The 12,122-nt window shown below is 52.6% G+C and carries 14 protein-coding genes; 10 read left to right on the top strand and 4 right to left on the bottom strand.

Features of this window, described 5'->3' with window-relative positions; translation table 11 throughout:
- Window positions 1-55: 55 nt before the first annotated feature.
- Window positions 56-2,260 carry a BACON domain-containing protein gene (locus tag KRAC_RS25700; RefSeq protein ID WP_083814823.1) on the top strand — a complete coding sequence of 735 codons (2,205 nt, stop codon included), beginning with the start codon at window positions 56-58 and terminating at the stop codon, window positions 2,258-2,260.
- Between the two features lie 196 nt (window positions 2,261-2,456).
- Window positions 2,457-2,762, top strand: a complete 306-nt coding sequence (locus tag KRAC_RS25705; protein ID WP_007912232.1) for a 2Fe-2S iron-sulfur cluster-binding protein — start codon at window positions 2,457-2,459, stop codon at window positions 2,760-2,762.
- An 82-nt stretch (window positions 2,763-2,844) separates the two neighbouring features.
- Here the strand turns inward: KRAC_RS25705 and KRAC_RS25710 are convergent, their stop codons facing one another.
- The gene (locus KRAC_RS25710; protein WP_157507057.1) at window positions 2,845-3,945 is read right to left on the bottom strand and encodes a hypothetical protein; all 1,101 of its coding nucleotides are present in this window, start codon (window positions 3,943-3,945) and stop codon (window positions 2,845-2,847) included.
- A gap of 446 nt (window positions 3,946-4,391) precedes the next feature.
- Here KRAC_RS25710 and KRAC_RS25715 point away from each other — a divergent pair, with 446 nt between their 5' ends.
- The 5 genes from KRAC_RS25715 to KRAC_RS25735 all read left to right on the top strand — a co-directional run bounded on the left by KRAC_RS25715 (window position 4,392) and on the right by KRAC_RS25735 (window position 8,515).
- Entirely contained in the window at window positions 4,392-4,637 is a 246-nt protein-coding gene (locus tag KRAC_RS25715) for a hypothetical protein (protein ID WP_007912234.1), read from the top strand.
- Between the two features lie 4 nt (window positions 4,638-4,641).
- Window positions 4,642-5,550 carry an SDR family NAD(P)-dependent oxidoreductase gene (locus KRAC_RS25720; protein ID WP_007912235.1) on the top strand — a complete coding sequence of 303 codons (909 nt, stop codon included), beginning with the start codon at window positions 4,642-4,644 and terminating at the stop codon, window positions 5,548-5,550.
- 307 nt (window positions 5,551-5,857) lie between these two features.
- Window positions 5,858-6,769, top strand: a complete 912-nt coding sequence (locus KRAC_RS25725; RefSeq protein WP_007912236.1) for a proline dehydrogenase family protein — start codon at window positions 5,858-5,860, stop codon at window positions 6,767-6,769.
- 86 nt (window positions 6,770-6,855) lie between these two features.
- Window positions 6,856-7,716, top strand: coding sequence for a C40 family peptidase (locus tag KRAC_RS25730; RefSeq protein ID WP_007912237.1), 861 nt, complete (start codon window positions 6,856-6,858; stop codon window positions 7,714-7,716).
- The gene (locus KRAC_RS25735; protein ID WP_007912239.1) at window positions 7,709-8,515 is read left to right on the top strand and encodes a serine hydrolase; all 807 of its coding nucleotides are present in this window, start codon (window positions 7,709-7,711) and stop codon (window positions 8,513-8,515) included. Before KRAC_RS25730 ends, KRAC_RS25735 begins: the two co-directional genes overlap by 8 nt.
- A 316-nt stretch (window positions 8,516-8,831) precedes the next feature.
- Here KRAC_RS25735 and KRAC_RS25740 read toward each other — a convergent pair whose 3' ends face one another.
- The 3 genes from KRAC_RS25740 to KRAC_RS76250 are packed head-to-tail and all read right to left on the bottom strand — an operon-like array spanning window position 8,832 to window position 11,273.
- On the bottom strand, window positions 8,832-9,818 hold the full coding sequence (locus tag KRAC_RS25740; protein ID WP_007912240.1) for a tyrosine-type recombinase/integrase: 987 nt from the start codon (window positions 9,816-9,818) through the stop codon (window positions 8,832-8,834).
- A gap of 11 nt (window positions 9,819-9,829) precedes the next feature.
- Window positions 9,830-10,516 carry a hypothetical protein gene (locus KRAC_RS76245; RefSeq protein WP_007912241.1) on the bottom strand — a complete coding sequence of 229 codons (687 nt, stop codon included), beginning with the start codon at window positions 10,514-10,516 and terminating at the stop codon, window positions 9,830-9,832.
- On the bottom strand, window positions 10,506-11,273 hold the full coding sequence (locus KRAC_RS76250) for a hypothetical protein (RefSeq protein ID WP_007912242.1): 768 nt from the start codon (window positions 11,271-11,273) through the stop codon (window positions 10,506-10,508). The genes KRAC_RS76245 and KRAC_RS76250 overlap by 11 nt, the downstream gene beginning before the upstream one ends.
- Before the next feature lie 39 nt (window positions 11,274-11,312).
- Between KRAC_RS76250 and KRAC_RS25755 the strand changes: the two genes are divergently transcribed.
- Genes KRAC_RS25755 through KRAC_RS25765 form a run of 3 tightly spaced genes read left to right on the top strand, consistent with a single transcriptional unit; the run spans window position 11,313 to window position 12,116 of the window.
- A complete protein-coding gene (locus tag KRAC_RS25755) occupies window positions 11,313-11,552 on the top strand; it encodes a hypothetical protein (RefSeq protein ID WP_007912243.1) in 240 nt (79 codons plus the stop codon).
- A 33-nt stretch (window positions 11,553-11,585) separates the two neighbouring features.
- Entirely contained in the window at window positions 11,586-11,822 is a 237-nt protein-coding gene (locus tag KRAC_RS25760) for a hypothetical protein (RefSeq protein WP_007912244.1), read from the top strand.
- A 36-nt stretch (window positions 11,823-11,858) separates the two neighbouring features.
- A complete protein-coding gene (locus tag KRAC_RS25765) occupies window positions 11,859-12,116 on the top strand; it encodes a hypothetical protein (protein ID WP_007912246.1) in 258 nt (85 codons plus the stop codon).
- Window positions 12,117-12,122 lie beyond the last annotated feature (6 nt).

Below are 12,122 nucleotides of genomic sequence, written 5' to 3' on the forward strand. Positions count from 1 at the left end.
ATTGGAGGCGGGGGAAGTAGGAATTGCGCTCACTTCTCCTGAAATATATACAGGGATGGATACCATACGCTGCCCACAATGCAAAAAACTACAGCGCGCCGATGCCCAGGTTTGTAGCCGTTGCGGCTATGCTTTTGATCGCCCCTCGCGTCGTTCAGGGGCCAGGCAACCACATACCCAAAAACCATCACTACCACCAGCCTCTCCGCATCGCGCTGGCCACCACGCCGGGCTACATCCAGAAGACCATCCCTACCACTCCAGCATGATGGAGGCATTACAGCAAACTGTACACTCGCGCACGGTTGACGTAGACGAGGGTACATCTGAGCTTGAAGTAGAGAATACGCAAAGCGATCAGCAAAATGGTCCTGAGCTAAACATACCCGTTCCCACGCGACGTGCCAGCCGTTTTGCCTCCAAGCCACAAGTCACCATACCAATGACCCCTAAGGTGGAGAGCAATCCCCAGCCACAAGCGTCCCTCCATGAGGAGGTACCAACAAGCTATGTAGCCGAGAAGCAGGGCGCGATAGATCCCATCTCAGAGCCGTCTTTTCCGCTCTCAAATGTGCGCTCCTCCCGCCCTCGCGCCACCAGCCTTATCCTGCTCTGTGCCTGTCTCTTCTTCTTGATCATGAGTAGTGTGCTGGCCTTCTTCCTTATTGGCAACAAGCCATCAATTGCTCAGGCTTCAGTAATCGCTACCCCTAATCAGCTACGCATCAACGATACCTTTCTGCTTAAAGGGAGTGGCTTTGGCCCGCACGATAATTTGCTTCTCACCTATGATGTTGCTCAGCCCATCCCTGGCGACAACGGGAAGCCTCTGCTTGCCAGTACAAATAAGCAGGGGGCCTTCTCACTGGAGATCCGTGTGACGCACGCGTGGAGCATTGGCAACCACGCCATTCATGTCACGGATGAACATATGCGGCTCAGCGTCTCGACAACTGTCATGGTACAGGAAACGCCCAGCGGGCCACCCCAACTGCAACTGGCGACCCAGCGCATCGACTTTGACGCCGCCCCCAGCGGGACCATCGCGACCCGCGACCTGACTTTGATCAATAATGGTGGCAATTCGCTCACCTGGCAGGCCAGTAGTGATCAGCCCTGGCTCTCGGTCACTCCCGCGAGTGGCTCCTTCGCGGGACGCGCCACCATCCAGGTCAAGGCCAACCGGGGCACGCTTCTACCCCATACCTACACCGGGCACCTGCTCTTCCGCACGACGAACGCCAGCGAAAGCGCTCCACTTACGTTAACTGTGACGCTAGGTGTAGCCAAAGAGCCAGCCAGCGGAACACTCGTCGTCTCGACAGCATCGCTAGCCTTCTCGACAGGCGCAGGCTATAGCCCTACAGCTCAATCCGTGGTCATTCAGAATACAGGCGACCAGGCCATCAACTGGACGGGGACGACCCTGACCGGCGATGGTTCGCCCTGGCTAAGCATGTCGCCAGCCGAGGGCAGACTGCCAGGACATAGCAGCGCGATCATTACCATTGCCATTCAGTCTACACAACTGGCGGTAGGCAACTATCAAGGCACCCTCAACTTTAGCAGTGCCAACAGTACTTCCCAGGTCGGCGTCTCACTCAGTGTCATTGCCACAGGCAACCTTGTGGTCTCGCCACCTACCCTGGCCTTCTCGACGATTGTCAATCAGCAGCCAGCCGATAAAACCATTACCCTGCAAAACACGGGAGCGCTCGCGTTAAGCTGGCAGGCCAGTGCCAGTACCGCTGACCAGGGCAACTGGCTCAGCGCAGCCCCGACCAGTGGGAGCCTGGATGGCAGTCAGCAAACGACACTAACCGTTCACATTGATGATAGTCGCCTGGTACCCGGCTCCTATCAAGGCACCCTCACCTTCAACTCAGGTGGCCAGGCAAAGCAGGTCGCGGTCTCGCTCACCGTCTCGCCACCACCTGCGCCCATCATTAGCGTGGTGCCATCAACCATTACCTTCGACACGACCAGGGACAATAGCTTCGCCTCTCAATTAATCTCAGTCACCAATGTTGGCCAGGCAACGCTCAACTGGCGCACCAGCCAGAGTAATGGCTCAGCCAGCCTCTCGCGCACTCAGGGCACGCTTAATCCCGGCGAGAGCGATATTCTTACGGTCTCACCCACAGTCGCAACAACCAGTACAGGCACCTTTACGACCACCATTACCTTTAGCCACAGCGATCCAGCACTCAAAGTCCAGCCCGTGCAACTCACGATCACGATGGTAGTAACAAACTCTTAAGGGAAAGTATGTGGGGAGAGGGGTACCGGGCATCCGGCCAGTATCCCTCTCCCCACATACTTTCCCTTATCAATTCCACTTTGGTTGACGCTCCCTAATGTCTGTGCTATATTCTGACAAGAATTTACAGGTTTTGATACCTCATTTTATCTTTCCTTATCTGCCAATCAAACATCTATCACGGAGGATATAAGTCGTGCCAACGATTACATATGTACGCGAAAACGTGCAGGTGCAGGTTGCTGAAGGCGATACAGTGCGTTATCCCGCGCTTGAGCATGATGTGCCCGTATACTGCGGTATCTACAAAGTCGGTAACTGCCATGGCAACGGTCTGTGCGGTACTGATCGCGTCGCAGTTTCTCCTAGCGAGAACACCAACCCTCTGACCTTCATGGAGAAATTCTGGCTCCGCAAGGACTTGAAGAAAAATCCCAATACACGCCTCGCCTGTCAGGTCCAGGTCTTTGGTGATGTCACCGTTGAGACCCGCTGTAAGTAGACTCCCTGATAGGTAGTAGAAAGCCCCTGATAGTCTATGGCTATCAGGGGCTTTCTACTACCTATCAGGGAGTCTACACATACTATTGCTTCACGGCAAAGTAGAGGCGATAGGCCAGTTGATCATTCCAATAGAGTTCTATTTTGCCAGAGAGCGAGACGGGATATGTCAGGCTAATATAACCATGCTTATTCTGGTTAGCCTCAATAGCGGTCTCTTGCGCCTTATCCTGGATACCATTTGTAAATACCTTGACAGCTATCTTTCCCGCGTCCTTCTTCGTTGAGATATTGTAGGTTACATAGAAGATGGTTCCAGGGGCAAAGACTTTATGCTCATCCAGAGCAATATGGCTGTTAGGATCAATGCGCGACGTGGTGGTGGCGGAGGTAATAATGCCCGCGCCTGGACCCGTCTCACGTGCACCTGGATCGGGAATATTGGTCGTGACTGTCGGCTTAACGGGAGCCGGGGTACTCCAACCTAAGATATTTGTAACAGTTCTCAATTTGCCAGAGGCTTTGGCATAGTAGCCCGCGCCTGTGCAGAGGAGAAGCACCACGACAATCACGCTCAAAAAGCCACTGATGATGCGGTACCTGGGGATGATCGCGCGCGGCTTGGTGTACATGGGCGGCACGTAGACAGAACCCTCTTGCTCGGGCAGGTCTGGTAGCAGTTGTTCGATATTCTGTACTGGCATGAGCATCGACGACGTTCCCTGCCCATGCTGCACCTGTAGCTGTACGGTATTTGGCGCCTGGTAAGGTACTGGCAAGAGTGATTGCTCTGGCTGCGCCCCTTGAAACTGGTTATTCGCCTCACCGTCCTGATTCCAGGAAAGCTGAGTCCCCGAGCCACCGGCCCCACCATATTGTCCGCTTCCCCACTGACCGCTGCCCAGGGGACCTGAACCCGGCATCGGCATTGAGTTCTGCCCGCTCTGCCAATCATTCTGAGATTGGCCTTGCTGCCAGTTCACCTGCGATGCCCCCTGCCCCTGTTCAGGCTGAGACCACCACTGCGGTTGCGGCACAACCTGGGGACCACTAAAGGAGAGCTGGGGCACATCATCCCATGTGCCATTTGCGGCTCCGCCTGCTGCCGGGCTTCCCGTCCCCCAGGCACTTCCCCCTGGCATACTTCCAGCCTGGAAACCGCCAGCGTTCGTCTGTCCCAGCAACGGCGAAGGCGCACCACATCTGGGACATGGAGCAGTGTTTGCTTCTCTCGCAGCATTACAGTATGCACAAATCATTTCTTCGCCTACCTTAAAAAGAAAAACTCAACTCTAATATTCTTGTGTCACTTCTCGTGTTCACTATCCACACTAACACTGCGGCACCTCTGTAATCAAGTATTAGCGCTGAAGATAGTGAAAAATGGCTATCTTATCACCGTGCCATCCTGTATAAACGTGTCTCAAGAAGAAGATTTGGGTGTATAGTTTGTAGCTGAGGTGCCAGACTTCACCTGGCACCTCAGCTACAAACTATACACATGACTCGGATTAGGATAAGAAAGGAAATGGCAGGCAGGACTTGAAAGGCTTCCTTTCCAGGTGCTACCATGAATATGCACCAGGAGTGAGATAATACGCCCTGATGAAACTTCTCTGCATGGTGATATATGTCTGAAACGCAGGATCAGTGGTATACAAGGCAAGCAATCGAGCGATTGGCGCAACACATCCCCTTTGAGCAGGATAAGGCGTCCAAAGCGGAACAGATAGAGATGTTGCGCGGGCTCGTCTTGCGTCATGGCGCGCATATCAATCCGGAATATTTTGGGTTTGAGGCTCGCAGTGAACTTACGCGTCTTGGCCTGTGGCATCGCATAGGCCAGGGCTTTACACATACGCAAGAGGATGAATAAAAGCATGAGCAGCGATACAAGCAATCATCCAGAGGCAACAACACAGGCCAGCGACAAGACTGAGCAGAAAAATATTGTGATCACAGGCTGTTCAAGCGGGTTTGGGCGTCTTAGCGCGCTTGAGATGGCACGCCGGGGCTGGCATGTCTTCGCCACTGTACGCAAGACCGCTGACCAGGAAGATCTTCTCGCTGAAGCGACGCGCCAGGGATGCGCCAGCCAGTTTACGGTTTTGTTCTGTGATATTACTGATGAACAACAGGTGTCCACCCTGGCCCAGCAGGTCCAGGAGCACCTTGGAACCCACCCTCACCTTCACGCCTTGCTTAACAACGCTGGCACCGCCTATGGCGCGCCTCTCGAAATACTTCCCATCCAGGACCTGCGTGCCCAGATCGAGGTCAACGCCATCGCCCACCTGGCAGTCACCCAGGCCTTTTTACCGCTTCTCAAGCTCGCTCATGGCACCATTATTAATATCAGCAGTATCGCTGGCCGCTTCTCCAGTCCCATAACTGGCGCCTATTCAGCGAGCAAATACGCCCTGGAGGCCCTCAGCGATGCCTTACGCTTCGAACTTCGCCCCTTCGGTGTACGCGTGGTGCTGATTGAGCCAGCCTCCAGCCCCACGGATATCTGGGAGACGAGTATCGAGCGCTCACGCTGGCTCGATAGCCATAAGGGTGGCTCCTATGGGAAGCTGATCAATCTCTTTGAGAAGCTTGCCGTCCGCTCCAGTCGCAAGGGGTTTCCTCCTCAGCTTGTCGCTGACACGGTCGCGCGCATTCTGGAGAGCGAGAAACCACGCGCGCGTTACGTTATTCCTCGTAGTGCTTCAGCACTGATCCTGGCGCGCCGTCTCTTACCCGATAGTGCCTGGGATTTCGTGCTTCATCGTGTGCTGAGATGGTAGAGCTGAGAGCGAGGAGGCTCTCGCTGCTGGCGTAGCAGGTACCTTTATAGTAGTGCTTCTCAGCCACCTATGTGCTATCATAGGAGCGAAGAGCCGCAGTATGTATGCGGCCCCGGAGTAAAAGTCTATATTGCTACATCATTACTACGCCTGCAATTATCATCCATATATAGATGCAAATTAAGAAATTACTTCATCGTACCTGGTAGGGCCCGTGCTGGCATGGACTCTGAGGCCGAGCAAGCTCTGCCCCTACAATTGTACACCTCTTAATCTGCATATCATATCTGAAAGGGGTTACACACCTATGCTCAAAGATACGCTGTTGTATCTTGCACAAAATCAGCGCATGCGCGATTTCGTTGTCCAGAATCCCGCAACCCGGGGCGTCTCGCGACGCTTCGTGGCTGGAGAGACGCTTGAAGATGCCGTACAGGCCGTACGCATACTCAATCAGAAGGGCAACCCTGTAGCGCTCGACTTCCTGGGCGAGAACGTCTTCCAGGAGAGCGAGGCACGTGAGGCGACACAGAACTATACTGCCGCGCTCAATCTGATCAAGCAGACCGGCATTGATGCGAATATCTCCATCAAATTGACGGCGCTAGGCCTGGACATCTCGCAGGATCTCTGCGAAGAGAACCTGTGCTCCATCCTTGATCTCGCGCGCGAATATGGCATCTTTGTCTGTATCGACATGGAGGCATCCAACTATACCGAGCAAACAGTAGCAATGGCGCTCAAGGCTCGTGAACAGTATGAGCAGGTGGGAACCGTTATTCAGTCCTATCTCTACCGCAGTAAGGCCGACATTGAGAAGCTGATCGAGCACAACGTCCGTGTTCGTATCGTGAAGGGTGCCTATAAAGAGCCACCTAGCGTCGCCTACCAGAACAAGAAAGATGTAGATGAGAGCTATATCGAAATCATGAAGATGCTGCTCTCACGTGGGAACTTCCCCGCCATCGCCAGCCATGACGAGAATATTATCAACGGTGCGCGCACTTACGTGCGCGATCACGGCATCTCTCCTGCCTCCTTCGAGTTCCAGATGCTCTATGGCATTCGTCGCGACCTGCAGGAGCGCCTGGTCAGCGAGGGCTATAACGTTCGCGTATACGTCCCCTACGGCTCACAGTGGTATCCCTACCTGATGCGCCGTATGGCCGAGCGTCCCGCGAATCTGATATTTGTAGTCAGCAATTCGATGCGCGGCTAAAACTATGTTGTCTGGATGCTGGATGTGGTGCCAACGGCACCACATCCAGCATCCAGACAAGCTATATAAGATAGGAGTAAGGCACGTTGACACAGAAATCCCAGACGACATACGCCATCGCGGTTGGCGTCGCCGATGTGCGCCGCGATCCCAATCCCGAGTCCGAACTGGTGACGCAGGCGCTCTTAAATATGCCTGCCAGCACACAGCAGACCTCGGGCGACTGGACCCATGTGCAGCTATCAGACTATGAGGGCTGGGTACTTACAGAGCATCTTGCCGAGCCGGTTGAGAAGGGCTTTACCCGCGTGGGACCAGACTGCGCCACGCCACTCGACCTCGCCGCAGTAATCACAGCAATGCGCACACCTCTCTATAGCCAGGCCGAGGGCGACGCCCAAAGCGATCATGCCTATCTCTCCACGCTCCTGCCCCTCCTCGACGACACACATACCCAGCGCGTACAGGTCGCGCTTCCAGGTGGAGAATCCGCCTGGCTAGATCGTAAGGCAGTGGCAATAAGGCGCGCGGCCGACCCCTATCCCAAGGACGATGTACGCAAAGTGATTGAATATGCTATGCAGTTTCGCAATGTACCCTATCTGTGGGGTGGCACTTCCTGGGAGGGTATCGATTGCAGTGGCTTTGTCCAGGTGAACTATCGCATGGGCGGCTACATTCTTCCCCGCGACGCCGACCAACAGCATGACTTCCTGCCGCAAAGCGTCTCACGTGAGGAGATGCAAGCCGGGGACCTGATCTTCTTTGGCACCAAGGCCATCACGCATGTGGGCATGGCCGTCAGCGCCACCGACTACATCCATGCCGAGGGGCGACGCTATAACTATGTGGTCGTAAACAGCTTTGAGCGTGAGAGCCCCATTTTTAATGACCGCCTTGCTGACATTGTCTGGGGCATCAAGCGAGTAGCAAGCGACCATGATTAAAGATTTTGCAGAAGAGTTGCTTGCGCTTAGTGGAGAGGTGGCCTGCGTCGTCTGGTCCCCCTCCACGCCTGAGCCACTCTATACGCTCCACGCGAGCCAGCGTTTCCCTGCCGCCAGCCTGGCCAAGCTGCCTATTCTGCTGACCGTCGCACGCCAGGTCGCGCAGGGAAAATTGGCCTGGGAGATGCGCTACGAGGTTCCAGCAGCCATGCGCGTCACCAGCGATGGTGTCCTGACGGATCTCTCGCCAGAGCTACGTCCTACGCTGAGTGACCTGGCCTATCTGATGATCACGATTAGCGATAACACGGCCTCCAATATTTTACTTGACCTGGCTGGCATGGAGCACATCAATGCCTTTATGCAAGAGCTGGGTTTGCATGTCACGCGCCTTGAACGCCGCTTTATGGACTTTACCGCGCGCCAGCAGGGACGAGATAACTGGACGAACGCGGAGGAGATGGCGCGCCTCCTGGCTTATCTCTGTAGCGAGGCCGCGCCAGAGCGGGAGCGCCTGCTCAGTATCCTGCTACGCCAGAACGACTATACGATCTTGCCCTCCTCCTGGAGCGAAGAGGTTCCCTTCGCGCATAAGACTGGCGGCCTGGTGGGGGTAATGCACGATGCGGGCATTCTCTACCCTCCGCTCGCGCCTGAACTCCAGCAGGCCGCGGGCAAGGAGCCAGTACCAGGCAAAGCGCCTCTCATCCTCGTCGCCCTCACCGCTAACCAGGCAGACACCCCACACACGCGCTATACCCTGTCTCGCCTGGGCAAGCTCATCTACGAAAACTATTAGAAGAGCTAGAAAGTATGGTGGCGAGCATGCTCGCCACCATACTTTCTAGCTCTTCTAATCCACCAACATGATACAATGAGGGCGAACTTATCTCAGGGAGGGGAAAGATGCCCATCATACCTTTTAATGGATACCAAAACCAATAAAAATAAAAAAATAAGCAGACAGTATTATCCTCCTCCTCTAACTCCCCAAGCCAGACCAAACCAAGCAACCGCTAGGCCATTTCTAGCCTAACGGTAGAGTTAAAAAACACTTTTTCTAGCATATAATGGACACCAAAAGAGCCGTTACAGTAGCCATTAAACGCAAATTTTCACACGTCTTTTTTCCTCCTAACTTTTCTGTATCTGCTGATATCTAAAACACTTAAAGGCGAATGAGAGTCATGTTCCTTACGTGCCTCAGTACTGGTAAAGTCCTCCAGGTACTTTTGAGTAATCCTTACATTCGTATGGCCCATCTCACGAGAAAGCTTGAAAATGTCCCCACCTTGAGCCAGGTACATTTTTGCAAAGGTATGCCTAAACGTATGAGCGGATAAGCGCACATCTTTAAGATCTAAAGCTACCTTTAATCTGGCAAGCATACCTTTCACGCCCGCTCGACTTATAGCCTTACCCCTACCTTGCTTACTACAATCAATAAAGATTTTAGGCTCGTCGGGGTTACCTGGATGGCGATGCTTATGTACATACTTCCAAAGCTGTTTGCTCACATCAGGATGTATACCTACCTCACGCTCTTTACGCCCCTTACCACGCACTTTGATATAGGTATCATGCACATCTTCCAACAATAATGTACCTATCTCATCCAATCTGATACCCGTATCCAAGAGAAGTAATAAAATCACATAATCCCGAAAACCGATATCCGTGGAGAGGTTGAGAGAATCAAGCATTCTATAAATGTGCTCAGATGTAAAAGTCTTTAGCACGCGCTTCTCAAGTTTTGGAGCCTTAAGGCGAGCAGAGGGATTAGAATCTATTAACTCCTCCTGATAGCACCAATTGAAAAACACTTTCCAGATATTGACATACGTTTTTACTGATGAGTCAGCAAGGTTAGACTTCTTACCATATGATCTCTCTCGCACTACTTCAGAAGGTGTATCAATCATATGGCGCACACAATCACGAAGATGTAAAATTGTAACCTTCTCAAGCTCATCAATTCCATATACAGAATTCAACAGATTAACCAAATGCCTTAAGGCCCGTTGGTACGATCCATGAGTATTCTCACCCAAACGATTGTCAACATCCACAAGAAAATGCTTTATAACCTCTTGAAGTTTCATAGAACACCTCCTTATGCAGCTTGAGAAGACTTGTCAGGAATACTGAGCAGTACACGCCGTTTCTTGACTTCTCTCTCAAAATCGCGTTCTTTTTCGCCGTAGTACTCTTCCACATGGTTGTAGGCAAAGGACACCGTATCCGAGAGATCAGAGAAGACATCCCGTTCCTCATGTGAGGGTTGCCGCCAGGCTTCCAACGTGATGAGGAGTCCCGCTATTTGCGCGATCAGGCGCAGCATATTCTTTTCCCGCTTGCGTTGCCGAATGTAGGGCTTGAGCGTGAAGGACTCAGGCACCACAGGATGAGCAGCCGAGACAATGCGGCGACCAGGCCGACGCCCCTTTTTCTTGTCAGTGGAGAAAGGCCGAGCCTCCAGCTCCTCATCAACCAACTGGAGCAGCTCTTCCCGTTCCCGTTCCTCACGTTCATAGTCCGACTCCTCCTGCTCCTCCTGCTGTTGAAATGCGCCCTGGATGACCTCCCAATCAGGATGCACCGGCCAGCGCGAGCGGTTTGTGTCCTCAGTCGCTATAACATAGCGCAGCCAGCCATCAGGAAGGCCATCTTCCCCACCACCAACGTGCCCAACGGCATAGGCCCACAGGCCCGGCAGGTGCTCTTCCAGGTCAAAGGCATCATCGATCCCGTGAAAGTCCTCGCCTTTCATTTCATTGAGCGCAGGCCGCTTAAACCGCATTTCGACGCGCCATATCTCCTCTTCCCCGTCCCACAAATGGCTCGCCCGTTTCTGCATCTTTCGCCACGCGCCACAGGTCGTAGAACCACTCCTTCTCCTTGGACTTGTATTTAATCTCATGCTGTTTGTTGTAGAGCAGCGCCGAGACATGCCCATTGCGAGCACCAAACGGGAGGCCCGTGATGCGCCCCCACCGTTGCTTAATGCCATCAGGCCCATCAATCATGCCATCCTCGGAGAGTGGCCGCTCTTCAGTGAGTTGCGCACGGGTCACAAAATTGCGTTTCACGTCTGTAAGCGTCCCCAGGTGCAACCCGACCACATCAGCCGCCAGGTCACAGGCCGAGACTTGCAGCTTGATACGTTGCCCAAAGATGGTGACCAGGAAGCCAAACACCTCATGCACGACCTTGCCCAGGTCGCGCACACTCCACAGGTACTCAGAGGAGCACCGCACCTGCGCGATCAGTTGCATCTTGGAGCTCCGATTGACCGCCAGAGTGAGCAGCTTGTTTTTCAAGATCCACTGAAAGCCCTCACCGCCCTTGGCCGTCATCAGCAACGGAGCTCCACAGAAGGCGAAGCGAGACTCCGCAGGCTCTTCATCATCTTGTGCTTTTTCCTTCAGAGCCTTTAGCTCCTCAAGAAGCTCACCATCCAGACGCCCCTTGATCACCTGGAAATCGGCCCTGGTTTGGTATATATTAAGCACAAGCGTATCCACAAAAGCCCCAAGCACTCTTACTGTTGTGTTCATAGCTGCCTCCTTTCTGATGTAAAGGGAGAATAGCGAAACATGATGCCAATCGAACCTAAACCGATCAAAGCGACAATTTTCATTGCCACCGAACTCTTAGTCCTCGTTAACTTCTTTCGTCTGGCCATCGTTATACCAGATATAATTAATCATCTTTTACTCCTAATAATTTTTGTCGTTACCTTGGAGCTTATATTCCACGGACTTGTATTCTTCCTCTACCGTATCCTGAAGAAGCGGCTAGAGAAAAAGAGAAAAAACAACCAACCAAACCAATAACCATGCCCCAATGCAATTGGAGAATGAAGAAACATGCAAATCAATCCCAAAGCAGTACGGACGATATTCATTGTTATTGTGGAGATCCTTCTGCTTGTCGGTCTCATCATTGGTGGTATCTCTCTTCAAGGACCATCTCCAGAACGAGTAAGCAGCTGGATATTCTTTGAAGAATTTGCGCTTCACGTCTTTATCCTTTCTGGAGTAATGCGTCAAAAACTTCATGCAAAGAGAAAAGCCAAAGCAAACAAAAGTAACCAAACAAGCTGATAACCATGCCTCAATACAATTGGAGAATGAAGAAACATGCAAATTCACTCTAAAGTCGTATGGGCAATATTCATCATTGGCTTAGAGATTGTTATGCTTGCCCTTTTCATTGGCGTTGCAATCGTTTTCTACAAGTTGTCTTCACAGCAAATGGTGAACAAAGTGATCGAATTCGAGATCTATTTTCATGCCTACCTCCTCGTTCAATTCGGGGTACAAAAACTTTTCGGGGTACAAAAACTTGTCGCAAGGGCAAAAAAAGAGAAGCAAGCAAAGAAACAAACCAACCAATAACCATGT

The sequence above is a fragment of the Ktedonobacter racemifer DSM 44963 genome, assembly GCF_000178855.1.
GTDB lineage: Bacteria > Chloroflexota > Ktedonobacteria > Ktedonobacterales > Ktedonobacteraceae > Ktedonobacter > Ktedonobacter racemifer.

Bases quoted from the DNA above. Each gene is read 5' to 3' on its own strand.
- KRAC_RS25700 (WP_083814823.1), top strand. From the start codon at position 56: ATGGATACCATACGCTGCCCACAATGCAAAAAACTACAGCGCGCCGAT.
- KRAC_RS25715 (WP_007912234.1), top strand. From the start codon at position 4,392: ATGTCTGAAACGCAGGATCAGTGGTATACAAGGCAAGCAATCGAGCGA.
- KRAC_RS25720 (WP_007912235.1), top strand. From the start codon at position 4,642: ATGAGCAGCGATACAAGCAATCATCCAGAGGCAACAACACAGGCCAGC.
- KRAC_RS25725 (WP_007912236.1), top strand. From the start codon at position 5,858: ATGCTCAAAGATACGCTGTTGTATCTTGCACAAAATCAGCGCATGCGC.
- KRAC_RS25735 (WP_007912239.1), top strand. From the start codon at position 7,709: ATGATTAAAGATTTTGCAGAAGAGTTGCTTGCGCTTAGTGGAGAGGTG.
- KRAC_RS25740 (WP_007912240.1), bottom strand. From the start codon at position 9,818: ATGAAACTTCAAGAGGTTATAAAGCATTTTCTTGTGGATGTTGACAAT.
- KRAC_RS76245 (WP_007912241.1), bottom strand. From the start codon at position 10,516: ATGCGGTTTAAGCGGCCTGCGCTCAATGAAATGAAAGGCGAGGACTTT.
- KRAC_RS76250 (WP_007912242.1), bottom strand. From the start codon at position 11,273: ATGAACACAACAGTAAGAGTGCTTGGGGCTTTTGTGGATACGCTTGTG.
- KRAC_RS25755 (WP_007912243.1), top strand. From the start codon at position 11,313: ATGATGCCAATCGAACCTAAACCGATCAAAGCGACAATTTTCATTGCC.
- KRAC_RS25760 (WP_007912244.1), top strand. From the start codon at position 11,586: ATGCAAATCAATCCCAAAGCAGTACGGACGATATTCATTGTTATTGTG.
- KRAC_RS25765 (WP_007912246.1), top strand. From the start codon at position 11,859: ATGCAAATTCACTCTAAAGTCGTATGGGCAATATTCATCATTGGCTTA.